This window comes from Robertmurraya mesotrionivorans, from assembly GCF_050971805.1.
In the GTDB taxonomy this organism is placed as follows: Bacteria; Bacillota; Bacilli; order Bacillales; family Cytobacillaceae; genus Robertmurraya_A.
The window spans coordinates 1-22,604 of record NZ_JBPCCH010000036.1; the positions used below are offsets into that span (position 1 = coordinate 1).

25 protein-coding genes and 6 tRNA genes are annotated in these 22,604 nt (G+C 39.8%); 4 read left to right on the forward strand and 27 right to left on the reverse strand.

The genetic code is table 11. From position 1 onward, the window contains the following. Nucleotides 1-109: 109 nt before the first annotated feature. The 7 genes from ACRX5O_RS24480 to ACRX5O_RS24510 all read right to left on the reverse strand — a co-directional run bounded on the left by ACRX5O_RS24480 (nucleotide 110) and on the right by ACRX5O_RS24510 (nucleotide 1,273). A tRNA-Lys gene (locus tag ACRX5O_RS24480) sits at nucleotides 110-185 on the reverse strand. Between the two features lie 31 nt (nucleotides 186-216). Further along, nucleotides 217-291, reverse strand: a tRNA-Gln gene (locus ACRX5O_RS24485). 6 nt (nucleotides 292-297) lie between these two features. Next, nucleotides 298-373, reverse strand: a tRNA-Asp gene (locus tag ACRX5O_RS24490). 27 nt (nucleotides 374-400) lie between these two features. Then, nucleotides 401-472 (reverse strand) — tRNA-Glu (locus tag ACRX5O_RS24495). A gap of 28 nt (nucleotides 473-500) precedes the next feature. Further along, nucleotides 501-591, reverse strand: a tRNA-Ser gene (locus ACRX5O_RS24500). A gap of 4 nt (nucleotides 592-595) precedes the next feature. Continuing rightward, nucleotides 596-671, reverse strand: a tRNA-Asn gene (locus ACRX5O_RS24505). A gap of 140 nt (nucleotides 672-811) precedes the next feature. After that, on the reverse strand, nucleotides 812-1,273 hold the full coding sequence (locus tag ACRX5O_RS24510) for a SprT family protein (RefSeq protein WP_433908339.1): 462 nt from the start codon (nucleotides 1,271-1,273) through the stop codon (nucleotides 812-814). 104 nt (nucleotides 1,274-1,377) lie between these two features. On the opposite strand from ACRX5O_RS24510, the gene cmpA reads away from it, so the two are divergent. Then, nucleotides 1,378-1,494 (forward strand): cortex morphogenetic protein CmpA, encoded by a 117-nt coding sequence (gene cmpA / locus ACRX5O_RS24515; RefSeq protein ID WP_119706371.1) that lies wholly within the window; start codon nucleotides 1,378-1,380, stop codon nucleotides 1,492-1,494. A gap of 138 nt (nucleotides 1,495-1,632) precedes the next feature. Here the strand turns inward: cmpA and ACRX5O_RS24520 are convergent, their stop codons facing one another. From ACRX5O_RS24520 to acpS, 14 genes are all read right to left on the reverse strand, one after another. Beyond that, entirely contained in the window at nucleotides 1,633-3,804 is a 2,172-nt protein-coding gene (locus ACRX5O_RS24520; protein ID WP_433908340.1) for a Tex family protein, read from the reverse strand. Between the two features lie 113 nt (nucleotides 3,805-3,917). Then, complete coding sequence (locus ACRX5O_RS24525; protein WP_433908358.1) at nucleotides 3,918-4,505, reverse strand: PP2C family serine/threonine-protein phosphatase; 588 nt, start codon at nucleotides 4,503-4,505, stop codon at nucleotides 3,918-3,920. Then, nucleotides 4,499-5,299: an RNA polymerase sigma factor SigB gene (gene sigB / locus ACRX5O_RS24530; protein ID WP_433908341.1), complete on the reverse strand. Its 801-nt coding sequence runs from the start codon at nucleotides 5,297-5,299 to the stop codon at nucleotides 4,499-4,501. The genes ACRX5O_RS24525 and sigB overlap by 7 nt, the downstream gene beginning before the upstream one ends. Beyond that, nucleotides 5,277-5,750: an anti-sigma B factor RsbW gene (gene rsbW / locus ACRX5O_RS24535; protein ID WP_433908342.1), complete on the reverse strand. Its 474-nt coding sequence runs from the start codon at nucleotides 5,748-5,750 to the stop codon at nucleotides 5,277-5,279. The genes sigB and rsbW overlap by 23 nt, the downstream gene beginning before the upstream one ends. After that, nucleotides 5,747-6,076 carry an anti-sigma factor antagonist gene (locus tag ACRX5O_RS24540; protein WP_391558195.1) on the reverse strand — a complete coding sequence of 110 codons (330 nt, stop codon included), beginning with the start codon at nucleotides 6,074-6,076 and terminating at the stop codon, nucleotides 5,747-5,749. The genes rsbW and ACRX5O_RS24540 overlap by 4 nt, the downstream gene beginning before the upstream one ends. 57 nt (nucleotides 6,077-6,133) lie before the next feature. Continuing rightward, on the reverse strand, nucleotides 6,134-7,144 hold the full coding sequence (locus ACRX5O_RS24545; protein ID WP_433908343.1) for a PP2C family protein-serine/threonine phosphatase: 1,011 nt from the start codon (nucleotides 7,142-7,144) through the stop codon (nucleotides 6,134-6,136). A 12-nt stretch (nucleotides 7,145-7,156) separates the two neighbouring features. Beyond that, nucleotides 7,157-7,558 carry an anti-sigma regulatory factor gene (locus tag ACRX5O_RS24550; protein WP_433908344.1) on the reverse strand — a complete coding sequence of 134 codons (402 nt, stop codon included), beginning with the start codon at nucleotides 7,556-7,558 and terminating at the stop codon, nucleotides 7,157-7,159. Nucleotides 7,559-7,562: 4 nt separating this feature from the next. After that, complete coding sequence (locus ACRX5O_RS24555; RefSeq protein ID WP_066060023.1) at nucleotides 7,563-7,919, reverse strand: STAS domain-containing protein; 357 nt, start codon at nucleotides 7,917-7,919, stop codon at nucleotides 7,563-7,565. Beyond that, the gene (locus ACRX5O_RS24560) at nucleotides 7,916-8,749 is read right to left on the reverse strand and encodes an RsbT co-antagonist protein RsbRA (protein ID WP_433908345.1); all 834 of its coding nucleotides are present in this window, start codon (nucleotides 8,747-8,749) and stop codon (nucleotides 7,916-7,918) included. Before ACRX5O_RS24560 ends, ACRX5O_RS24555 begins: the two co-directional genes overlap by 4 nt. Nucleotides 8,750-9,063: 314 nt before the next feature. Continuing rightward, a complete protein-coding gene (ndoA, locus tag ACRX5O_RS24565; protein ID WP_019156408.1) occupies nucleotides 9,064-9,414 on the reverse strand; it encodes a type II toxin-antitoxin system endoribonuclease NdoA in 351 nt (116 codons plus the stop codon). A 4-nt stretch (nucleotides 9,415-9,418) separates the two neighbouring features. Beyond that, a complete protein-coding gene (locus ACRX5O_RS24570) occupies nucleotides 9,419-9,700 on the reverse strand; it encodes a CopG family ribbon-helix-helix protein (RefSeq protein WP_066060032.1) in 282 nt (93 codons plus the stop codon). Between the two features lie 199 nt (nucleotides 9,701-9,899). Beyond that, entirely contained in the window at nucleotides 9,900-11,069 is a 1,170-nt protein-coding gene (gene alr / locus ACRX5O_RS24575) for an alanine racemase (RefSeq protein ID WP_433908346.1), read from the reverse strand. 123 nt (nucleotides 11,070-11,192) lie between these two features. Beyond that, nucleotides 11,193-12,209 (reverse strand): LolA family protein, encoded by a 1,017-nt coding sequence (locus ACRX5O_RS24580; protein WP_433908347.1) that lies wholly within the window; start codon nucleotides 12,207-12,209, stop codon nucleotides 11,193-11,195. Nucleotides 12,210-12,381: 172 nt separating this feature from the next. Then, nucleotides 12,382-12,738 carry a holo-ACP synthase gene (acpS, locus tag ACRX5O_RS24585; protein WP_433908348.1) on the reverse strand — a complete coding sequence of 119 codons (357 nt, stop codon included), beginning with the start codon at nucleotides 12,736-12,738 and terminating at the stop codon, nucleotides 12,382-12,384. Nucleotides 12,739-12,860: 122 nt separating this feature from the next. Here acpS and ACRX5O_RS24590 point away from each other — a divergent pair, with 122 nt between their 5' ends. After that, the gene (locus tag ACRX5O_RS24590; protein WP_433908349.1) at nucleotides 12,861-13,583 is read left to right on the forward strand and encodes a rhomboid family intramembrane serine protease; all 723 of its coding nucleotides are present in this window, start codon (nucleotides 12,861-12,863) and stop codon (nucleotides 13,581-13,583) included. An 8-nt stretch (nucleotides 13,584-13,591) separates the two neighbouring features. On the opposite strand, the gene ACRX5O_RS24595 is transcribed toward ACRX5O_RS24590, so the two are convergent. The 5 genes from ACRX5O_RS24595 to ACRX5O_RS24615 all read right to left on the reverse strand — a co-directional run bounded on the left by ACRX5O_RS24595 (nucleotide 13,592) and on the right by ACRX5O_RS24615 (nucleotide 19,175). Next, nucleotides 13,592-15,055: a PH domain-containing protein gene (locus ACRX5O_RS24595; RefSeq protein WP_433908350.1), complete on the reverse strand. Its 1,464-nt coding sequence runs from the start codon at nucleotides 15,053-15,055 to the stop codon at nucleotides 13,592-13,594. Continuing rightward, nucleotides 15,048-15,524, reverse strand: a complete 477-nt coding sequence (locus ACRX5O_RS24600) for a PH domain-containing protein (protein ID WP_433908351.1) — start codon at nucleotides 15,522-15,524, stop codon at nucleotides 15,048-15,050. The genes ACRX5O_RS24595 and ACRX5O_RS24600 overlap by 8 nt, the downstream gene beginning before the upstream one ends. 74 nt (nucleotides 15,525-15,598) lie before the next feature. Next, nucleotides 15,599-16,558 (reverse strand): UV DNA damage repair endonuclease UvsE, encoded by a 960-nt coding sequence (gene uvsE / locus ACRX5O_RS24605; protein ID WP_433908352.1) that lies wholly within the window; start codon nucleotides 16,556-16,558, stop codon nucleotides 15,599-15,601. Between the two features lie 98 nt (nucleotides 16,559-16,656). Continuing rightward, nucleotides 16,657-18,141, reverse strand: a complete 1,485-nt coding sequence (cshA, locus tag ACRX5O_RS24610; RefSeq protein WP_433908353.1) for a degradosome RNA helicase CshA — start codon at nucleotides 18,139-18,141, stop codon at nucleotides 16,657-16,659. 341 nt (nucleotides 18,142-18,482) lie between these two features. Beyond that, nucleotides 18,483-19,175 carry an alpha/beta hydrolase gene (locus ACRX5O_RS24615; RefSeq protein WP_433908354.1) on the reverse strand — a complete coding sequence of 231 codons (693 nt, stop codon included), beginning with the start codon at nucleotides 19,173-19,175 and terminating at the stop codon, nucleotides 18,483-18,485. 218 nt (nucleotides 19,176-19,393) lie between these two features. Here ACRX5O_RS24615 and ACRX5O_RS24620 point away from each other — a divergent pair, with 218 nt between their 5' ends. Further along, nucleotides 19,394-20,227 carry a Cof-type HAD-IIB family hydrolase gene (locus ACRX5O_RS24620; protein ID WP_433908355.1) on the forward strand — a complete coding sequence of 278 codons (834 nt, stop codon included), beginning with the start codon at nucleotides 19,394-19,396 and terminating at the stop codon, nucleotides 20,225-20,227. A gap of 130 nt (nucleotides 20,228-20,357) precedes the next feature. Continuing rightward, complete coding sequence (locus tag ACRX5O_RS24625; protein WP_433908356.1) at nucleotides 20,358-20,951, forward strand: class I SAM-dependent methyltransferase; 594 nt, start codon at nucleotides 20,358-20,360, stop codon at nucleotides 20,949-20,951. 105 nt (nucleotides 20,952-21,056) lie between these two features. Here the strand turns inward: ACRX5O_RS24625 and ACRX5O_RS24630 are convergent, their stop codons facing one another. After that, entirely contained in the window at nucleotides 21,057-22,433 is a 1,377-nt protein-coding gene (locus ACRX5O_RS24630) for a UDP-N-acetylmuramoyl-tripeptide--D-alanyl-D-alanine ligase (protein ID WP_433908357.1), read from the reverse strand. Nucleotides 22,434-22,604 lie beyond the last annotated feature (171 nt).

A 22,604-nucleotide genomic window follows, 5' to 3' on the forward strand; every position in this document is an offset into this window, starting at 1 on the left:
AAGGGAGTCGAACCCCCACGCCTTGCGGCGCTAGATCCTAAGTCTAGTGCGTCTGCCAATTCCGCCACACCCGCATAATGGAAAGTTATTTTGCTGAAGCAAAAAACTTTGGTGAGCCATGAAGGACTCGAACCTTCGACCCTCTGATTAAAAGTCAGATGCTCTACCGACTGAGCTAATGGCTCGTACAAATAAAAACTGCCTTAAAATAAAAAATGGCTGGGCTAGCTGGATTCGAACCAACGCATGACGGAGTCAAAGTCCGTTGCCTTACCGCTTGGCTATAGCCCAACATTATGGCGGTCCCGACCGGGATCGAACCGGCGATCTCCTGCGTGACAGGCAGGCATGTTAACCGCTACACCACGGGACCATTTTTGGTAGTATAATAATTTATAAGTGACCCCTACGGGATTCGAACCCGTGTTACCGCCGTGAAAGGGCGGTGTCTTAACCGCTTGACCAAGGGGCCATATTTTTTAAAAGATGATGAAAGTTACTGGCGGAGAAGGAGGGATTTGAACCCTCGCGCCGGTTACCCGACCTACACCCTTAGCAGGGGCGCCTCTTCAGCCTCTTGAGTACTTCCCCAAAATGGCTCCACAGGCAGGACTCGAACCTGCGACCGTTCGGTTAACAGCCGAATGCTCTACCAACTGAGCTACTGTGGAATAAGAAAAGTGTTTATGTCGTAATCTCGACTCTTTATATTATATTGAGCCAAGCTGTGAAAGTCAAGGGGAAATTTTAATTACTTTTTTCCGCTCAAGTCAGTCACGGAATAATAATTTAACATCTTTTTCTCCAACTGTCAAACATGAATTTCAATTAACTTTCCCCGGCACTTTCCACAAACATACTTTGATATATCGATCCTTCTTTTTCTTCTATATTGCTGAGCGCATCCAGAGCACTGATATATACGAACGGTCTTTGCTGATTTAACTTCAGGGCGGTTTGGGAGAGTAGAACAAAATCGTGGTGCATTCACTTTTTTAAGAAGTGTTTTAAAGTCATGATCTCTGTGCTGATAGCCTTTTCCCTCTAAATGCAAATGATAATGACATAATTCATGCTTAATGATGCCGATTAATTCTTGCTCTCCAAGCTGTTCTAGATAACTTCGATTAATCTCAATATTATGAGAGCTTAACATATAACGTCCACCTGTTGTTCGAAGACGGGAATTAAAAAAAGCAGTATGTCGAAAAGGCTTGTTAAAGAACTGTAAGGAAATTTCCTCAACTAATTTTTGTAACTCTTTATCCTCCATACTCCCACCACCGTTCCTAACAAAATAAAAATTCTGTGAACATGACAACCCATTATAGCATACATTGAATATACCCCTTGAAATTTGTGCTAGGAGGTATGTCTATGCCTACTTGGTTTCAAAATCAGATGCAGAAAGCATTTTTAGAGAAAAATGCCTATCAAATAAAACTTCTTAACCAATGTTGGTTTTTTTACAGAAAAAAACACCGTTCATCGTGAACGGTGTTTCCTTTGTCTAGCTCCAGCGACTAGACCCTCGGGGTCATAAGCCACCTCCCTACAGAAGGCAGGCCTTTCCTCCGGGATCTGACTTATGCCTGTCGGGTCTTACCAAGCCGCTTCAACTTTTCTTTGTCTTTACGATTGTAGCATCGTTAAAGCGACTCTGCCTTTTTGTTGGTCAACACTATCCACCCACACGGTTACTACATCTCCAACAGAAACAATATCTAACGGATGCTTCACAAAGCGGTTGCTTAGTTTGGAAATATGAACAAGCCCGTCTTGCTTTACTCCAATATCAACAAATGCTCCGAAGTCCACTACGTTTCGAACGGTTCCTTGAAGCTCCATTCCCGCTTTTAAATCTTCAAGCTTTAATACATCTTTCTTTAATAATGGCGCAGGAAGTTCGTCACGCGGATCTCTTTCCGGTCTAACTAACGCATCGAGAATATCCTTTAGTGTTAATTCTCCGATCTCAAGCTCTGCCGCAATAGCTTTTATGTCAACAGCTGCTAATGTTGTTTTTAGTGCTTCAGAACCTAAGTCAGCTGAGGTAAAGCCTAATTTACTTAGGAGATTTTTAACTGCTTGATAATTTTCCGGATGGATACCTGTGCGGTCGAGTGGTTCTTTTCCATCGATAACACGTAGAAACCCAATGGCTTGCTCATATGTTTTTGCACCTAACCTCGGAATTTTCTTTAACTGTGTTCGATTGACAAACTTCCCTTCTTCTTCACGTTTCTTGACGATATTGGTTGCTACTGTTTTTGAAAGACCAGCAACATATTGAAGCAATGAAGCAGAAGCTGTATTAACATTCACACCTACTTGGTTAACAGCTGTTTCCACGACAAAAGTTAATGACTCAGATAACCTCTTTTGAGACACGTCATGTTGATACTGACCCACACCAACTGATTTTGGATCAATTTTAACTAATTCTGCTAATGGATCTTGCAAGCGTCGGGCAATGGAAACTGCACTTCTCTCCTCAACCTGAAAATCAGGAAATTCTTCTCGAGCTAGATCAGAAGCAGAGTAAACACTAGCACCCGCTTCGTTCACAATTAAATAATAGATCTCTCTTTTTTGATCTTTGAGCATATCTACTACAAACTGCTCCGTTTCCCGAGAGGCAGTCCCATTTCCCACTGCTACCATCTCAACTTCATATGTTTCAATGATTTCTTTAAACTTTTTCTCAGCTTCTTGTTTCTTCGATACAGGTGGATGAGGATAAATCACATCTATTCGAAGGACCTTCCCTGTTTCATCCACTACAGCTAACTTACATCCTGTTCGATACGCTGGGTCCACACCAAGAACTACCTTTCCTTTTAAAGGTGGTTGGAGCAGAAGATTTCTTAAATTCTCAGAGAATATATGGATCGCTCTTTCTTCTGCTTTTTCAGTTAGCTCATTACGAATTTCTCTTTCTATTGAAGGTTGAATTAATCTCTTATAGCCATCCTCAACCGCCTCGACAACCGTCCCAACAACAAAGGAATTAGAATTCTTAATCCATTTTTTCGTTAAATATTCCATGTTACGTTCAACATTCGGCTTAATCGCTACCCGTAAAACATCTTCTTTCTCCCCCCGATTGAGAGCAAGCGTACGATGGGGAACAACTTTGCTAATAGGCTCCGAATAATCATAATACATTTCATAAACTTTTTTCTCGTCTTTTTCCATATCCTTAACGGTAGCTTCAACCAATCCAGACTTAGCTGTCTCACTTCTTATCCATTTTCGTGAATCCGCGTCGTCTGAAACCCATTCAGCGATAATATCCTTCGCCCCGTTTATCACTTCTTCAATGGAGTGAACCTCAAGTTCGTCCGACAAAAATTCACTCGCCTTCTCCTCTATCGAACCATTTACAGGAAAAGTTACTAACCATTCCGCAAAAGGCTCTAATCCTTTTTCTTTCGCTACAGTTGCCTTTGTCCGTCGTTTTTGTTTATACGGACGATACAGATCTTCAACCTCTTGAAGCTTAATGGACTTTTCTATCTGGCTTTTTAACTCCACCGTCAGCTTCCCTTGTTCTTCAATAATCCGAATAACCTCTTCTTTTCTTTGCTCGAGGTTTTGTATGTATTGCCAACGTTCCATAATGTCACGAATTTGCACTTCATCCAATGCACCCGTTTGTTCTTTACGGTATCTCGCAATGAACGGTAGAGTGTTTCCTTCTTCAAGTAATGAAATGACATTGTTCACTTGTTTGAAATTTAAATTCTGCTCTTTTGCTATCGTTTGTAAGAGTTCCTTACGCTTATCTATTGTTTGATCCAATGTACTTGTCCTCCAACACGAATGTCTTTTTCCTTATTTTATCAAAGATTTCAAGTGCAACAAAATGAATTGGTACTCATAAAAAAGAGCTACCCCAATATGCACAGGTAACTCTAATGTAATGTCCCTATAATAAATGTTGAATCATCCATTTTCGAAGTGAACTTCTCCCTTAGTTGATTCGCAATACATTCATTCGATAACCCGGAACTTAATAGTGATTTTACTCCGTTTGGCGTGATGCCATCCGAATGTATAAGAAATTTTGAGTTTGCTTGATAAGAGTATCTCTTCGTATTAAATCTTACTGGTTTTCCAGATAAATATCCTGAGACTGGTAGTGGGTAGGTTAGTTCGCCTTTTTCTGAGTATAAAAAGAAACGGATATTCCCTACACAACTATAGTGAAATTCCTTTGTTTGAAAAAAAACCTTTAGTACAGCTACCGCGGCTCCTCTTTTCTGAAAAAGAGCCTGATTGCATTTTTTCATTAACTCTTCAACATCTTCATCATGATATTGTTGGACAACATCAACCACTGCTGAAGATGCCTCATTTGCAAGTTTCCCACTACCCAGACCATCCGCGACGACACAGGTAAAATAATCATCCTGGAGAACGTAGTAATAGCTATCTCCGCATTCATACTTACCTTCCTTAGTTGTTTGTTGAACAATCACTTCTACTGGCTGCGTCACGATAAGCACTCCGAGCCCGAGCTGTTATGGTCTGACCGTATGGCATCTTGAAGCTTTTTGATCGCTTTTCTCTGCAATCTTGAAACATGCATCTGTGAAATACCTAATTTTTCCCCAGTGTCTTTTTGACTTAGATTGTCCAAATACGTATATTGGATAATCTCCCTTTCTCTGTCTGTTAGAACATGCAGAACCTTGTCTAGTACGAGCTTTTGGTTCACTTTTTCATAACCCTCATCAATGTTCCCTACCACGTCCAATAACGTGACAGTTCCTCCATCAGAATCAGCCTCAATGGAATGGTCAACAGACAACGCCTGATAACTTCTTCCCATCTCCATCGCTTCTAGTACATCCTCTTCGGTTTCTTGCAAGGCTTCAGCAATTTCCCATACTTTTGGCGAACGCTGGAGAGTAGTTGTTAATTCCTCAACAGTTGCTTTAATTCTTGGTCCTAGTTCTTTTATTCTTCTGGGAACATGGATACTCCAAGTTTTATCTCTTAAAAACCGCTTGATTTCTCCAACAATTGTAGGTACAGCAAAAGCTTCAAAGCTTCTCCCAAAGTCCTCATTGTACCTTCGAATAGCACCTAAAAGACCAATATTCCCCACTTGGACAATGTCCTCATGATAGGATTTTCCTTTTGAGTACTTTCGGGCAATTGTTTCAACTAAGCTTTTATAATGTAGAACCAACTGGTTTTGGGCTTCATCATCCTGGTTTTGCTGATAAGATTTTATATAGCGATGAATTTCTTCTTTTGATAGCGAATTAGGTTGAGATTTGTTCTGCATTCCTCTCCACCTGCTCCCCTTCTAGGTATTTGGTCATAAAAACCGTCACACCTTCATTCTGATGAATAACAACTTCATCCATCAGTGTCTCTATCAAGTAAAGCCCTAGGCCTCCTTCACGCATAAACTCAACTGGTTCATTCCCGCGATAAGGACCTACCTTTTCTCGAGCCGATTGAAAATCGAAACTCTTTCCGCTATCAGCCACGATGACTTCCAGTCGATCAACATATGACCCAAAACCTACTGCAACCTCTCCAAGCTTCCCTGTTTTATAGGCGTGCTGAACAGCATTTGTTATCGCTTCACTTGTAGCAATCTTCAAATCTTCAATTTCATCAAACGAAAAGCCCATCCGACTTGCAATAGCAGATAATGTTAACCGAATCACACCTACGTATTCCGGCTTAGCAGGAATTTTCATTTCAATGTAGTCACAAACTTCCGTCATTTTGGTTCACCTTCAATCTGGCTAATATTCATAATATCTGCTAGCCCGGTGATCTCAAAAAGTCTCTTTAACCGATCAGAAAGTCCAACTAACTGAAATTCCCCATTACTTGAGCGCACATTTTTAAACGTCCCAACAAACACACCTAAGCCTGTGCTATCCATATATTCTACTCCAGAAAGATTAATAATCATGTTCACTCCGTTTCTCTCGGACAGAGGAAACAGTGTTTCTCTTAGCTTCGGTGCCGTATAAACATCAATTTCACCTGTTACATCGACAGCAACACGACCATCACTTTCCGTGATATCTAACTTTATGTTCATATTACCCACCTCTTTACAAGTCAATTGCTCTTATTCGATACCCTGAAAAATTAGTACTTAAACATTTCTTTTCAAGATTATTAAAGTAAAATCATCACGCAATTGAAAGTCTTGGAGCTTCTCTAATTCTTTATATATGTTGGTTACAATCTCCTGTGAAGGCAAATGGATATATTTTTTTATATAAGAGATTAATGTTTCTTTTTCTATAAATCCTTCTTCTGAGCGACATTCTGTAACACCATCTGACATCAAGATAATCATGTCCCCAACAGTTATTTCTTGCTCATACTGCTTATATTTCGTCCGTTTCTCTACTCCTAATAGCAAACCCTTTGCCTCAATTTCAGTAAATTCTCCCGATTGCGCACGGTATAGAAACCCCGGCTCATGACCAGCAGAAGAATAAGCAAACGTATGATTTACAGGATGATACACACCATAGAACATGGTAATAAACATGCTAGGATCCACATTTTGTTCAACGACCCGATTAAGATTTTCTAACACCTTACTCGGTTCTTGTTGATTATCCGGTTGGCTATCCATCGCATATTTGATCATGGACATACACAATGCTGCTGGGATTCCTTTCCCAATCACATCTGCAATAGCTATACTTATATTATTCATTTCATCTTGAACAAAATGATAATAATCTCCATTCATGTGCTTTGCGGGAACACTAATAGCACCTATATCAAGCCAAGGAACAGAAGGGACATTGGTTCCTAATAATGTTTGTTGTACATTAGCAGCAATCTCCATTTCCGTTCTTAGTTCCTGCTGCTTATGGCGCAAACTTTGATGCTCTCTATAAGCAAGACCGTATCCTAACATGACTTCTAGTAACATATCGAAGGAAAGCGATACTTCTTCTGGTAGATCTGGATACATTTCATTCATAAGAGTTTTATGTAAACTGATGATTTCCTCAGGAGAGATTCGATGCTCGATAGACTTTCTACTAAACTTTTGGCCCTGATATAGCACTTGTTCAGAAGGGTCGTTTATGTATTTTTCAAGTATGTGCTGATATTTTGCCTCCATCAATTCTCGGAAATCCATAAAATGCTCCCCCTAACGCACCCACTTAGTTGCCGTTATCTCTGTTCCATTACCTGGGCTTGAGTTAATCCCAAACTCATCCATCAGGCGTTTAACCCCTGGCAATCCAGCTCCTAAACCACCTGAGGTAGAATATCCATCCTCCATTACTTGCCTTATATCCTTTATACCAGGTCCATTGTCAATCGCTACTACCTTCAATCCCGCTTTACCGCTTTCATATAGTTTTTCAATGCAGATTTGGCCCTGACCAGCGTATAAATAAATATTTCTCGCTAATTCACTAATAGCAGTTGTGATTCTGGCCTGATCTACAGTTCCAAATCCAAGGTCTTTTGCCACATTTCGGCCTAGCTGCCTAGCTGCAACGATGTCCCATTCATTAATGATTTTTACGCAGGATTGGATTCCCATTCGGTTATTCCCCCAATTCCTGATGTAATTTCTCCAAACCTTTTTCTAGATCCAAAGCTGTTAGGACGTCATCTAAACCAATTCCTAACTCTATAAGAGTAATCGCCACCGCTGGCTGAATACCTGTAATGACAACTTTAGCACCCATAAGTTTAGACATGTTAATTACATCACCAAGCACCTTTGCGATGAATGAATCAATAAAATCAATGGAAGTTATATCAATTACAACACCATTAGCGCTTGTTTCGTGTATTTTATGTAGCAAATCTTCCTGAAATTGAAGGGCTGTTTGATCGTCCAATTCCCATTGAATGGATACTAGTAAACAATTGTGTAATTTTAGAATTGGTATCCTCAATTTTCTCCCCCCGTGCTGATAATCTTCTTGTTCATTATTTCAAGGGCTGACTCAATTCCCTTTTTTAGTGTATTTTTTGTTGTAATTTGATTTAAATTAATCCCAAGATTGACGATTGTCTGTGCTATCTCCGGACGAATCCCTACTAGCATACATTTAGCCCCAACTAGCCTAACTGCATCGGCAGCTTGAATGATATGATGGGCTACCATTGTATCAACAACTGGAACACCAGTAATATCTATAAGAACAACTTCTGAGCGATTTTTTACCACTCCATTTAACAAGCTTTCCATGATCTGTTTTGCCCTCTCTGTGTCTATTGTTCCAACAAGAGGCATAACTGAAATGCCATCAAACACTGGAATTAAAGGAGCGGACAATTCTTGAAGAGCGATTTTTTGGAGTGATACCGTTCGCTCCCAAGTCGAAGAATATACATTAACAATTTCATTTGTCATCGGACTTATCCAGTTATCAAAGTCATAAATGATTTCCATTCGGTTCTCTTCATTTACATTGCCTGTTGCACTCATTCTTTCAAAAGCAATCCTTGCAAATTCTCGTAATCCGTCCGTAACAAAACTTAAAGGCCACGCAAGCCTAACTACTTTTTCAGCAAACTCTACAAGCTTTTCACTATACTTTTCATCAGAATCCTGTAGATTAGAAACAATTAGATCAATGAACTCTCGGCTTGTCCCTACGAATACTTGGTCAGAAACTACCTTTAGAACCCGTTCATCTGATTTTTCTTTCATGCTCTCGATCCAGTTTGTTAGTATCTCTTCCCGATTCGTTTGAATATACTGTTCAATAGCTTTGTTCATTATATCCTCCCAATTTTAACATGATAAGTTATTTCAGTACGGATTGTCTTTAAACTGTAACGTAAGCTTAAAACCAATTTTAAACCTATCAATAATGATATCAATTTTATGCGACAGCTTAAACTAATTATGACAATATTACGACTTTGTTACATACCCTTTTTTTCGAGGTCTAAAACATAAAAGCGGAAGTGCCCGTTTAGCAACGTATGGACTGGAATCAAAAAAAAGGATAGCACTAGGCCATCCTTCTTTTGCACACTATGATTTCTTTTTCATACAATAAAAAAACGCCCTTAAGTAGAGCGTATTTTTTAGAATTCAATTAGACCTAGGCTAATTTGTAAAGCTTCGTCCACTTTCTCCATCATTTCATCATCGAGATGAGTGATCTTATCGGTCAGACGTTGTTTATCAATTGTACGAATTTGTTCCAACAGGATAACTGAATCTCGTTCGAAACCATAGCGTTTCGCATCAATTTCAACGTGAGTAGGCAGTTTCGCTTTCTGAATTTGAGCTGTAATGGCTGCAATAATCACTGTGGGACTGAACCGATTCCCGATGTCGTTTTGGATCACAAGAACTGGACGAACGCCACCTTGCTCGGAACCAACAACTGGGGATAGGTCTGCAAAATAAACGTCACCACGTTTGACAATCAAAGGATTATCCCCCACTTACTAGACGTTCAACTGTATGTTCTGCCTCATACTCTGCTTGAAACGCTTCTGAAGCAATTGTTAAGTTGATCTTCGCCATCTCCATGTAGCCTCTTCGCATGGATTCACGAATTTGTCTCTTTTTCCGCTCACGCAAGTACATTTTAGTAGCTTGATAAATGAATTCGCTTCTGTTCACATTCTCCTGTTTCACAAAACCATCCAATTCGGTTAAAAGATGTTGCGGTAATTTCACCATAATTTCTGTTGTTGCGCTGGACTCAGACACAAACATACACCTCCACCATCACTACACACCATTTTATCTCTACCATATTTTATAATAACACCAATCCACAACAATGCAAAGGGGAATAAGTCATACTTCAGTATTATCCACCAAAAAATTACCCTTTTATTCATGAAGTCTCCAAAGATTCATAAATATGGTGCTTTTTCTATAAATCCTTATTCTAGAAGGGTTTCAACTATACATAAGATTGTAAAATATCGTTTCTTTGCTCAATCATTTTTCCATATTTTTTATAAATTCTAGGTACACGACTTGAAATAATACAAGGAACTTCATAATTGATTGTTTCTAGTTTTGTTGCAATTTCATTCATAGAAATGTAATCCGCTTCTTGTTCTCCAATAAGCGTAACGAGTGTTCCAACGGGAAGTTTTTTAGGTAATCTAACCATGCATTGATCCATGCAAATCCGACCGACAATCGGTACTCTATCTCCTTCAATCAGTACCTCTTGTCCGTGTAGCTTTCGAATCCAACCATCCGCATAACCAACTGGCAACGTGCCTATCCACTCAGGCTCCTTAGCCGTATACGTGGCACCATAGCTAACCGATTCCCCTTTTTCTAACTTTTTCACATGAATAAGCCTTGTGTGAAGAGAAAATGCCTGTTGTAACGGAAACGGTAATACTGACTCCATTTCTAATGACGGAGTGAGCCCATACATCCCAATGCCAAACCGAATAGCATTAAATGAAGCTTCACCAAAACGAAAGGATGCTGCACTGTTGCTCGCATGGACAATGTCCGGTTTTACCCTTAAATAGGATAAAAGCTCGTGAAAACGCGAGATCTGCTTTCGGAAATAGCCCTCTTCTAGCTCATCCGCTGTAGCAAAGTGAGTATAGATTCCCTCAAAAAGAAAACATCCACATGATTCTAGCAGCTCCTCAATGGATGTTAATTCTTCCCTTGAACGAACACCAATTCTTCCCATACCTGTATCAAGTTTTATATGAATAGATAATTTTTCTCCCTCACCTAACATTCCCTTTGCTTGCTGTAACCATTCGTATCGAAATACAGTTAATGTAATATTATTTTTAACAGCGACTGGTGTATCCTCCGGACGACTGGCTCCTAATACAAGGATTGGAACTGTTATTCCTTTTTGCCTTAGGGCAATCGCCTCATCTAAAAACGCAACTGCTAAATAGGTGGCCCCTGCTTCTAAAGCCGCCCTTGCTACTTGTACATCACCATGACCATATGCATTGGCTTTAACAACCGCGATCATTTGTACGTGATTGGGCAAATGTTTTTTTAACTGTGAAATATTATACATGATTTTATCTAAATTAACTTCTGCCCATGTATCTCGATAAAACATACTATTGTGACTCATTTCTACACTTCCTTCTACGTCCGGTCTTACATATACATACGATTATCGAATCCTCAACGTTGATTGTCAACTTTCTTATCCATACAAAAGAACAGGCTTCACAATGGGAAGCCTGTTGATTCATTATTTACTTACATCCCCTTGTACTTCAACCGATCTAGCTAACATAGCCATTTCTTCTTCGGATAAGTCATTAGAGGCAAGCATGTAATCTACACCTTGATACGTCCATGAAATTGTATTTCCTGACAAGGCGCCAATCGTGAAACCAAGGTCAATCGGTTCCCCAGAAACTGTCGTTGATGCAACCGATGCTTCAGCGACAATTGCTTTTTCCTGTACAAGCGTAAAGCTCTTTTCACCATCATAAGTTAAAATAACACGTTTTCCATTCTCTGTTTTCACTTCTTTTTCTTCGATTAAGTCCACACCAGCAATCTCTTCTGATGGGTACATAACCGTGAACTCTTCATCTTTTACATTTGACATAACAGGAACTTCTAGCTGAGCACCTGTCATATTTTTAGCCATATCAAAATCCTTCGCATCAAAGCTTGCATCAAATTTTACATTTGTAAATTCGACGGTTACTAATGCCTTTCGGTCAGGATCCATTACTTTTACGCTTACAGGTGTTAAATCCTTTTTAAAAGTAATCTCTTGGTAAGGCAGCATCTTGTTGTTTTGATATCTAGTCTTTGTTTCAAATACATAATGCTCCTTAGTCGAACTAAATTTTGCTTCCTTATCAGCAATAATGTCTTCAATGAGTGATTCATATAAATACGCCTGGCTGCTATTTTCCGGCCAATCGCTTTGGAAGCGGAAGCTCTTGTTAAGTGCTGGTGTTAACACAAACACTCCGTCATCATTACGTAAAATCATTTGACTTTGGTCTTTTTGAGCATTCTTTAAATTTACTCGATAGTAAGTAGGAGCTTTGTGCCAAATTTGCACATCATACGTTTGAGGCTCAGTTCCCATTTGCAAAGTCATTGTGGCATCCGCCTTATAACCTTTCAAACCTTCAACCTTTCCGCTTAAATCCTTCACCACATCCTCTTGTGATTTAGATCCACAGGCGGCTAACATAAGTACTGCCATTAGCCCGGCGAATAGCAATAATAATTTCTTCCTCATTCCTTCAACCCCTTTAGTTTCATTTCTTCGTAGTAAGAAGGGTGAGGGAAGGATATGAACTCTTACGGTTGTTTAGTAACCGCTAAAGAAACTCGCCGCCATCCCTCGCTCTTCTGTTGCACTATGAATATATGAGACAACCTTGGGGAATATGTCCAACGATTAGAACAGGCTATTTATTTTTTTCGATTACCACCTGCGCAACCGCATACTCTTTACTATGTGAAATGGAGAGGTATACGCCCTCACTAAAGGGTTTTATAATCATTGGCTGCCCTTTTTCATCCGACTGAATTTCTATATCTAAAAATGATAAAGATTCACCAATACCCGTTCCAACTGCCTTAGAGAAAGCCTCCTTTGCAGCAAATCGCCCTGCTAAGTATTCCGTTTTCCTTTTGCCGTTATATGTATGATATTTATCTTTTTCTATATTTGTTAAAATTCGATCGACGAACTTACTTTGTCTTTTACTTAGCTCCTCAATTCGAGAAAGCTCGACGATATCAATACCTATTCCCGAGATCAAACGTAGCAACTCCTTCTAAAAATTTATTACGATGCATATTGTGTACAAACTGTAGTGTAATCACGTGTATTATAGATACTAAACAGTTATGATAGTAAAAATGAATACATTGGAGGGTTCTTATGTTTATCCGAACGGAGAGCTTCAAAGATTTTACCCGTTATTACCCCATTATAACCGGTATTGTCTTTATTCATATTGTTTTGTACCTGCTTATGGTTCTCCCCTTCTTTCCAGGTGGTCTGATTTTTGAAAGGTTAGCTGGTGTGAATCTTTATATTATGGAAGGTGAACTTTGGAGGTTAGTGACTCCTATGTTCCTTCATAGCGGGTTTCCACATCTTTTATTTAATAGCTTTTCCCTTGTGTTGTTTGGTCCGGGTCTCGAGCATATCCTCGGAAGAAAAAGCTTTATCACCCTTTATTTATCAACAGGAATTCTTGCAAACCTTGCTACCTTATTTTTAAAACCATTAACTTACACGCATGTCGGGTCAAGTGGAGCCATTTTTGGATTGTTTGGGATTTATTTAGCCATGATCTTTTTTCGGAAGGAAATGCTTTCTCGAGAAAACACACAGGTGGTGTTAGCCATTGTCGTAATAGGTGTGATCATGACATTTGTTAACGCAAATGTAAATGTGACGGCTCATATTTTCGGTCTTCTTGCAGGTCTTATTCTTGGCTCCTTTGCCATTGATCGCGGAAGAGAGCTTACCTCCTCCTTTCAGAGAATCACCAAAAGAACACTCACTTCCTCGGGCGGTCCCAAAAAATGGAGCCCCACGTCCATTATGCTTGCAGTGCTCATTTTCTTAGCATTAATTGGATTACTAAGCAGATAAAAAGCGCCTTAAAAAGGCGCTTTTTGGCTATGAGAATACCAGTGATAAATCTCCCTGGCGTCCTCCTTTTCAATATCAACAATCGTCCCTCCGATTGCTCCCATCCCCGATTTAATGAGGCTTGTCATAGACGCTAGATTCTTTCTTCTTTGAAAGATACTTTCTTTGTAATCCAGTGATTGAACATTATGCTTTTTCATAAATAGCGTATGCTTAATAAGCCCTCTATATTGGATGTTCAGCTGCTGACCCTCGATACTCCATCCAGCATCTTTGTATATTAAATACGACCAGGCACTAGAGAACACAAAAAGCATAATGGACAGTAAGCCCCATAGTTTAAAAATGGTTATAGCAATTATCACCAATGGAACAACCATCAATGATCCACGAAACAAATACCTTGGAAGGGATCGTTTCGGCGGCTTATTAAATGGCTGTGTAGTCATTGAAATCGGAAGATGCTCCTGTAGGATATGAGCAACCTGCACTTTTTTCACAGCCGGCAATAATAGCACCTTCGACCCCTCTGTATTCCTTACAGAACCACCTGCACTAATCATATAAACCGAACATAATCCAAAGGGCTGCCTCAGAATATTTTCTGAAATTCGTACTGCTTGGATTCGATTCAATGGAATAGTGATTTGTCTCTTTTCTAACAAGCCTCTTGATATAATGATCTCTCTTTCTGTTTTCTTAACCGTAAATTGAGCGAATTTCACCATCGTTCCAATTAAAGCTACCACCCAAGCGAGCAAGAACCCTAGAAAGACGAGTACAGCAACGATGACGATACCATTTGATATCATCCTCTCTACTTCACGATAGGCACTCTCATAAGGAATCAGATCATCTAACTGAGACAAAAAGGCCACCATGGCTGAAAGAACCACCCCCACCCCACCGGAGGTAGAAGCTAACAAAAGAAGTTCTTTCGAGGTAATTTTATATATAACGTTTTCTTCCACACGTTCTGCTATGCTCTCAACTTCCGTATCCAAAGACTCTTCAACAAGCTTACCCTTCGCTTGAGCAATAATTTCTTGAATCCGATTCGCTTCTTCCTTTGTTATAGCGGTTAATACCGCCTCCGCATCCGCTGCACCACTTGATCCAGCTGTTTCTACCTTCACTTTTACAAGACCAAATGGCCGGTGAAGGATTCCTTCAGAGAAATCAAGGCTTTGAATACGATCAAATGGAATATATCTCTTCTTCCTTACGAGTAGGCCATACTCCATTCGCAACTCCCCCTCTTCCAATCGATAGGAAAAGCGGAGCCAATTTAACACTCCAATTCCGAGTACCACAATGACGATGGAAATAGACCCCATAAAAAACCAAAGATCGCCTTCCGAGGCCTTTGTTCCAAACACAAAGAAGGCTATAAAGGGAACGATAAGTTCTTTAAGCTGCTTGAAAAAATTCGTGACTGCTGCTATGGGATGAAGTCGCTTCGAATTAGACATCTTCATCCGCCACCCTTGCTAATCTTGAAATAAATTGACGCAGCTCCTCTGCCTCCTCCACCGGAAGAGCAGGGATTTCGTGTACGGTTGCCGCTGTAGATACATCAACAGTAGCAAGTCCGTATTTTTTTAAAAGAGGTCCTTGTCTCGTATCAACATGTTGTACCCTTATCATCGGGACAAGCGTTCTCTTTACGACAAACACACCTTGCTGGAGTTCAATTTCCTGCTCTCTTACCTCATAGCGCCACCTCTTCCAACGCAATAAAGGAAATAGGTACACATATAAATAAACATGCAGAATGCTTACTGCAACTGCAGCTATTACAACCCAAATGGGCCATGAAAATACATTGGACAGCCAAATCACTCCCCCTGCCACAATCACAATGATGACAGAAGTAATGGCTCCTGTTATTCGCCACACTGAAAGGGCCTTGTCTGAAATTCGTTTCTGTGGTTCATTCATATTTGCAAGTTCCCCCTACTCCATATAAACTCTTCTCATTGTCATACGGTTTGAGCAGGAAATAAGTTTCATTATTAAATTTCAAAACTTGATTGATCAAGCCAGCTTATGCTTTTTTCTTCCTTTAAGTCATCCACTAATTGAAATAGTGCAGCATCCTTTTTTTTCGCCTCAATCATACAATGAATTTCATTAACAGAACCTTTGATAGTATGTAAAAAATGCAAGAACATGTCTCGATCAATCGTATCCGCATGGGCACGGTATTCCTTCTCAGACTTTGGACTAGAAATATGCATCTTAATTGGTAACTTGGACAAACTCCAGGTTGAAACTACTCGATCCCATTCCTTTTCCCACTCTGGATTTTCGTGATTCGCTAAGTGGTGATGATAGTCAAACACTAAAGGAATCCCTAACTTTTCACATAAGTACAATGTATGTTCCAGATGAAAGGAGGTATCATCATTTTCTAGCATAATCATACGCTGGATGGAAGCAGGAACATAAGCCCAGTTATGTATAAACTGCTCAAGTGCTTTTTCTTTGTCCTCATATGCACCACCTACATGCATGACACAACGGTGCTCCGGGTCAATTCCCATCCCTTTGAGCAATGCTTCATGCATAGCAAGGGTCTTTATCGAATTATTTAATATATCGGTGCTTTTCGAGTTCAGCAGTACAAAATGATCCGGATGGAAATCAACACGGATCGGATGCACCTGTAAATATTGCCCAATTTCTCGCAATATCCCTTTTAATGGTCTCATATACTTCCAGTCCGACAACTCCTCATGATTAGCAAGTGGAATGAGTTTGGAACTAAAGCGAAAGAAATGGATCTCATTTGCTACATTATGCTTAAGAAGTCGTAAGCAATTGGTTAGATTATTTATCGCTATTCGCTCTAGTTTTTGAATCGCGGCTTCCCGGTCAGGAATTTGTGAAAATTGCTTAAAGGTCATTGTTTGTGAAGGAGAGGCATTTTGAAGCTCTACGCTCATTGCCACATACCCAAGTCGAACAATCATTTTAAGATCACCTTCGTTCCATATGTTTTCGAATAGTTTGTGGCAATCTTTCTGCAATATACGAAAAAGCCCTAGCCAGGTTGGCTAGGGCTTTTGTATTAACGATTATAGCTGTTGGATCTTGAATCAGTTCTGTTAGAGCCACTGTGGTTCGGACGGCGGCTACCTTGACTTTGACCTTGTCTTGGCTTGTAAGAACCTTTGCTTCTATTCTTAGAGTCGTATTTTCCACGGCGGTCATTGCTACGGAAATCTTTCTTCGATGGTAATGGTTTCTCTTCCGTTAACGTCACCGGTGTTGAATCCGGCTCCTTCGTTAGCATTTTGAGAACCGCTGCCACGATTGTGGATGCATCCTGTTGCTCAAGAAGCTCATCCGCAGCCTGCTTGTAATATTGTAAGTTCTCAGATTCGATCGATTGAAGAATTTTTTCAATGGCTGCTTTTTGCTGTCCTTCTAATGCCTCATCTAACGTTGGAGGCACCATTTTCTCCATCTTTCTCTTGATCGTTTTTTCTACCACTGATAGGTATGATTTTTCTCTTGGTGTGATTAACGTCATTGCCATACCTGTTTTACCAGCGCGACCTGTACGACCAATACGGTGTACATAGCTTTCAGGGTCTTGTGGAATATCGAAATTGTACACGTGAGTAACACCAGAAATATCTAGTCCACGTGCAGCAACATCTGTTGCCACTAGCACATCAATTGACCCTTCTTTAAACTTTTTCAAAACAGACATACGTTTTGCTTGGCTTAAATCACCATGAATTCCTTCAGCCATATACCCACGTAAATTTAAGGCTTCTGAAAGCTCATCTACTCTACGCTTTGTACGACCGAATACAATTGCAAGCTCTGGCGCTTGAATATTCAATAGGCGCGTTAAGATATCAAACTTACTCTTTTCCTGAACCTCTAAGTAAAATTGCTCAATGGCAGGGACAGTCATTTCCTTTGCTTTTACTTTAACAACCTCAGGGTTCTTCATAAACCTCTCAGCCATACGTTGAATCGGTGCTGGCATTGTTGCAGAGAATAACAGAGTTTGACGCTCCTCTGGAGTTTGGGCAAGAATAGACTCAATATCCTCAATAAAGCCCATGTTTAACATCTCGTCTGCCTCATCCAAAATCACTGTATGTACATTTTCAAGGCGAAGCGTTTTTCTGTTAATGTGATCAAGAATTCTTCCTGGAGTTCCTACAATGATTTGAGGGAATTTTTTCAGAGCGCGAATTTGTCTATTGATATCCTGCCCACCGTAAATGGATAGAACTCTTGCTCGTTTTCCGTAGCCAATTTTGTATAGCTCTTCAGATACTTGGATGGCTAGCTCTCTTGTTGGTGCAATAACAATTCCTTGAACCACATTCGAGTTAACATCAATCTTATCGATTAAAGGAATTCCAAAGGCAGCTGTTTTTCCTGTTCCAGTCTGCGCTTGCCCGATCAAGTCTTTGTTTTCCAAGCTAAGTGGAATGGTTTGTGCTTGTACAGGAGTCGCTTCCTCAAAGCCCATTCTCTTTAACGACTTCATCGTTGCTGGACTAATACCTAAATCTTGAAACTTTGTCATCAATGTTACCAATCTCCTTTTGTAACGAAAATATTATCCCGTGTCCACTTTCCCCGTCGTAAGGGGGACGAAGTGAAACTTTCTCTGCATACGGCATCTTATGAAAAGTGCTCTTTAGGTAAAAAAGAGCAATCAGAAGTTTCACTATGTATAAGGTAATTTAGCATCTATAAGTCGGGTAACACACCCCAACCGTCTTAATCACTATAAAGTGAACAAGTATATAAAAGTGAAAAAAGACATTCCCCAAGTGGAGTATGTCCGAAAGTTATCCTTCTCGTTGTCACTTTGAAGTTATCTTACCATCTTAAGGAACTGAATGCAATGAAATAGGTCTCCTCCTATTCCTCCCCTTTAAGAAACAATAACACTTCTTCAAATAGCTGATTTCTTTCCTGACAGTGGCAAATCAGGTGCTTCGCATTCTGATAAAAGACCATTTTCTTTTCCGTCGCACTGATTCTATCAAAAAGGAAACGAGCACTTTTGGGTGGTACAATTCCATCCACATTCCCTTGTGCAATAAAGGTTGGTATGTGAATGTCAGGTAGCAACGGTCGAACATTAGATACCAATCGTCTAAATTGCATCGTCGCTGCTATTGGTGTTTCTTTTATTTTTCGTTTATACCGGAGGAACATTTCATTTTCCAATAACCCGCCTCTAAACGTATCTTTCACCATTTCTTTTATATCTAATGCCAACTGCTTTGGATTCATATAATAGGCAGCCGCACTCAACAAAACAAGCTTATCGACCGGATAATGAACCGCTAAATAGCTAGCAATCATTCCCCCCATTGAAAAACCAATCACATACACTTCATCGCAAGTTTCTAAAAGAGACTTTAATTCTCTTTCAGCGTGGTCAATCCAATCATGGTAGGCTACTCCCTTAAGTTTTAGTGTTTCACCATGTCCAGGAAGAGTTGGTGTAACCATTCGCCAGTCTGTATGTTTCTGTAAAAATAAAACTAACGGCTCCACCTCAAAAGGTGCACCGGTAAAACCATGGATACATAGACAACCAATCACCTTTTCTCACCCTTTACCAATTACTTTACATTTCTATTTTACACCCTATTTCTGTAAATGAAAGGTTTATTTATTGTAATTTTACACTTTTCAGAGTGAACTTAGGATTAACGGGCATTGAGACACTTCTTTAACTTATTCTCCAATGATTTCTGCTATTCGTGAGAGTCATAATGTAGTAGGATGATAGAGTAACGCTTTAAAGAAAGGATGTTATTATGACTCTTCCATACAAAATGATTGTGTTAGATTTAGACGATACTTTGCTCAATGACGAACATACGCTTTCAAAAAGAAACAAAGAAGCTTTAATGGCAGCGCAAGAGCTTGGCGTGAAAGTGGTTCTGGCTTCTGGCCGACCAACATTCGGAATGGTTTCCATTGCGAAGGATTTACAACTAGATCAATACGGAAGCTATATACTTTCCTTTAACGGCTCAAAAATTATAAACGCTAAAACTAACGAAGAAATTTTTAATTCTACGATCTCAAGTGAAATGGCTCATCGTTTATACGACTTGAGCAGACGTGAAGGTGTGGCTATTTTATCTTATAAAGATGAATCCATTGTCATCGAAGAGCCTAACGAGTATGCGGATATTGAAGCAACGATTACAGGCCTTCCTATGCAAATCGTTGATCAATTTAAGGCAACAATTACAGAGCCTGTTGTAAAAGCAATGATGCTTGCACATCCAGATGTTCTTGTAAATGTTGAACAAACACTTGTTAAAGAAGTAGGAGAGGAAGTAAGTGTGTTCCGTTCGAAGCCTTTCTTCTTAGAATTCACGGCTCTGAACGTGACAAAAGGAACAAGCCTACATCAATTAACTCAAAAGCTCGGCATAAAGGCTGAAGAAGTGATTGCGATCGGTGATAGTTACAACGATATTACCATGATTGAATTTGCAGGTCTTGGAGTCGCAATGGGGAACGCACCCGACGCGATCAAAGAAATAGCTAATCACGTAACAGAAACTAATAATAATGATGGTGTGGCTAAAGTTGTTGAGGATTTTATCCTTTCGAAGGTAAAGGTAGCAACTAAGTAAAAATACGGTAGCGCATTGTCACTCCAAAAGCATGATAACCGATCTCTCCAGAAGTATCCCTTCTGGAGAGATTCGCTTATATCCAAGATTTCTTACATATCCCTTTGTTTAGTGGATTGGAGTTGAAGTAATGGGTAATAGATTTGCCAAATGGTATGATTTTTTTATGAGCCCCTTTGAAAAAGGAAGGTTTAAATCGATTAGACGAGATCTGCTTCAAAAAGCAAATGGGTTAGTTCTTGAAGTAGGGTCGGGAACTGGAGCTAATTTTCCTTATTATCCATCTGGTATAGAAGTAATTGCCATTGAACCAAATCAACACATGATTAAACGTTCTAGTAAGAAACTGCATATGTCAAAAGCACCTATAAAAATTATTGAAGAAAATGGTGAACGGTTACCCTTTACTGATAATACTTTTGATACTGTTGTAGCTACTTTGGTACTATGTACAATCCCGAATCAAGAACTAGCCTTATCTGAAATGAAAAGAGTATGCAAATCGGAAGGAAAAATCCTCCTGTTTGAACATATTAAAATGCGAAATCCCTTCCTAGCCAAATTACAGGATTGGTTAACGCCTTTCTGGAAAAGAGTATGCGACGGTTGCTGTTTGAATAGAGATACAGTTCAAATGATAAATGAAAATGGACTTACAATAACGGAAAAGAAAACTTATTATAAAGGGCTTTTTGTCCAATTAGAACTCAGGAACCAAAAATAACTATAATTTTAAACAGTATTGAACTAATGCAAATCATGACATCTCCAGAACAAACACTTCGAAAAAACAAACGTCCCGGAACTTCTCCCAGGACGTTTGTTCCATTTATTTCTGTAACTCATGAACTACTTCTTCCAGACGCATTCCTCTCGATGCTTTCACTAGCAAAAGAGTTTTATCGTCCGTGTATTTCTTTAGTTCGGAGATTAACTCCGGTTTACTATCAAAAGCTTTTACTCGATCCACTGGGAGTACAGATTTTGCTCCCTCCGCTATAAATTGACCGAGCTTCCCATATGTAAATACATAATCGATCGCTTCCTTATTAACACCTGACCCTATTTCATAATGAAAATTCTCCTCATTTGGGCCAAGTTCTAGCATATCACCGAGAACAAGAATCTTTTTCTCATATCCAGAAAGAGTGGTAACAAGATCGATTGCTGCCCTCATGGATGTTGGACTCGCATTATAAGCATCATTGATGATCTTCTCGCCTTTTACTCCAGGAACAAGCTCCATTCGCATGCTTGTCAGTTTCAAGTGAGCAAAGCCCTCATTCATCTTTTCAAATGGAACATCAAAGTAGTTTGCAATTAGCATGGACCCTAAAGCATTTAAAATATTATGGGTACCAAGAACCGGTAAATGAAACTCCCCATCACCCTTATTCATCGCAAACGTACTGCCCTCATCCTTTTGGACTATTGATACTGGGTATAAGGTGTTTTCACTAGAACGACCAAATGTTTGAAGTTCAGCACTTCCCTCATAATTTGATAGCCCCTTACGTAGAAGTGGCTCGTCTCCGTTATATACAATCAAGCCATTCTCATTGATTCCTGAAACGATTTCGAGCTTTGCTTTTGCAATATTTTCCCTGCTACCTAAGTCCTGTAAATGGGATTCTCCGATATTTGTAACGATAACAACATCTGGTTTTGCTAGCTTTGATAAAAACTCAATTTCCCCTAGTGCACTCATTCCCATTTCAACAACCGCAATATCCGTGTTCTCTTCTAATCTTAACAACGTTAAAGGCAAGCCAATATGATTATTAAAATTCCCTTCCGTCTTTTGTACCTTATACGAAAGAGAAAGGAGGTTCGCGGTCATATCCTTCGTTGTCGTTTTCCCGTTACTACCTGTTATACCTACTACTTTAACTTTAAGCTCATTTCGATAACTACGTGAAAGCTGCTGTAAGGCCTCTAACGTATCTTCAACCACTAGGATCGGAAGTCCAATTGGAGGGTTAGGGACATCCTTTTGCCATAGTGCGGCAGCCGCACCATCTTGAATAGCCGCTTCTACAAATTGGTGCCCATCCGAATTTGCTCCTTTAAAAGGGACAAATAAATTCCCCTTATCAATCTTCCTAGAATCAATGGAGACTCCAGAAATCTCTACCTGTTCAAACTGATCAACTTCATTTATGATAGTCATCATTTCCGTTAGTTTTTTTATTGTTCTTTTTATCACTCTCATACCTCCTATAAGAAAAGCGCAAGCGCCCTGGTCAGCGCACGACAGGCCTGGAGCGCTCCAACTGAGATAAAGGAAACACGAAGAGCCAGAGGCGCATTCGTGCTTGACTTATCGTAGGGCGGAGAGCGAAGGACACTAGGCGCTAGGGCGCTGGAGCTAGACAAT

What these genes read in the sequence shown, in the direction of transcription:
- cmpA (WP_119706371.1), top strand. Translation starts at nt 1,378, where the DNA reads ATGCCTACTTGGTTTCAAAATCAGATGCAGAAAGCATTTTTAGAGAAA.
- ACRX5O_RS24590 (WP_433908349.1), top strand. Translation starts at nt 12,861, where the DNA reads ATGTTTATCCGAACGGAGAGCTTCAAAGATTTTACCCGTTATTACCCC.
- ACRX5O_RS24545 (WP_433908343.1), bottom strand. Translation starts at nt 7,144, where the DNA reads ATGGATTTCCGAGAATTGATGGAGGCAAAATATCAGCACATACTTGAA.
- ACRX5O_RS24625 (WP_433908356.1), top strand. Translation starts at nt 20,358, where the DNA reads ATGGGTAATAGATTTGCCAAATGGTATGATTTTTTTATGAGCCCCTTT.
- ACRX5O_RS24550 (WP_433908344.1), bottom strand. Translation starts at nt 7,558, where the DNA reads ATGGGAATCCAATCCTGCGTAAAAATCATTAATGAATGGGACATCGTT.
- ACRX5O_RS24620 (WP_433908355.1), top strand. Translation starts at nt 19,394, where the DNA reads ATGACTCTTCCATACAAAATGATTGTGTTAGATTTAGACGATACTTTG.
- ACRX5O_RS24540 (WP_391558195.1), bottom strand. Translation starts at nt 6,076, where the DNA reads ATGAACATAAAGTTAGATATCACGGAAAGTGATGGTCGTGTTGCTGTC.
- ACRX5O_RS24600 (WP_433908351.1), bottom strand. Translation starts at nt 15,524, where the DNA reads ATGAATGAACCACAGAAACGAATTTCAGACAAGGCCCTTTCAGTGTGG.
- sigB (WP_433908341.1), bottom strand. Translation starts at nt 5,299, where the DNA reads ATGCAGAACAAATCTCAACCTAATTCGCTATCAAAAGAAGAAATTCAT.
- alr (WP_433908346.1), bottom strand. Translation starts at nt 11,069, where the DNA reads ATGAGTCACAATAGTATGTTTTATCGAGATACATGGGCAGAAGTTAAT.
- cshA (WP_433908353.1), bottom strand. Translation starts at nt 18,141, where the DNA reads ATGACAAAGTTTCAAGATTTAGGTATTAGTCCAGCAACGATGAAGTCG.
- ACRX5O_RS24560 (WP_433908345.1), bottom strand. Translation starts at nt 8,749, where the DNA reads ATGAACAAAGCTATTGAACAGTATATTCAAACGAATCGGGAAGAGATA.
- rsbW (WP_433908342.1), bottom strand. Translation starts at nt 5,750, where the DNA reads ATGACGGAAGTTTGTGACTACATTGAAATGAAAATTCCTGCTAAGCCG.
- ACRX5O_RS24595 (WP_433908350.1), bottom strand. Translation starts at nt 15,055, where the DNA reads ATGTCTAATTCGAAGCGACTTCATCCCATAGCAGCAGTCACGAATTTT.
- uvsE (WP_433908352.1), bottom strand. Translation starts at nt 16,558, where the DNA reads ATGATTGTTCGACTTGGGTATGTGGCAATGAGCGTAGAGCTTCAAAAT.
- ACRX5O_RS24580 (WP_433908347.1), bottom strand. Translation starts at nt 12,209, where the DNA reads ATGAGGAAGAAATTATTATTGCTATTCGCCGGGCTAATGGCAGTACTT.
- ACRX5O_RS24510 (WP_433908339.1), bottom strand. Translation starts at nt 1,273, where the DNA reads ATGGAGGATAAAGAGTTACAAAAATTAGTTGAGGAAATTTCCTTACAG.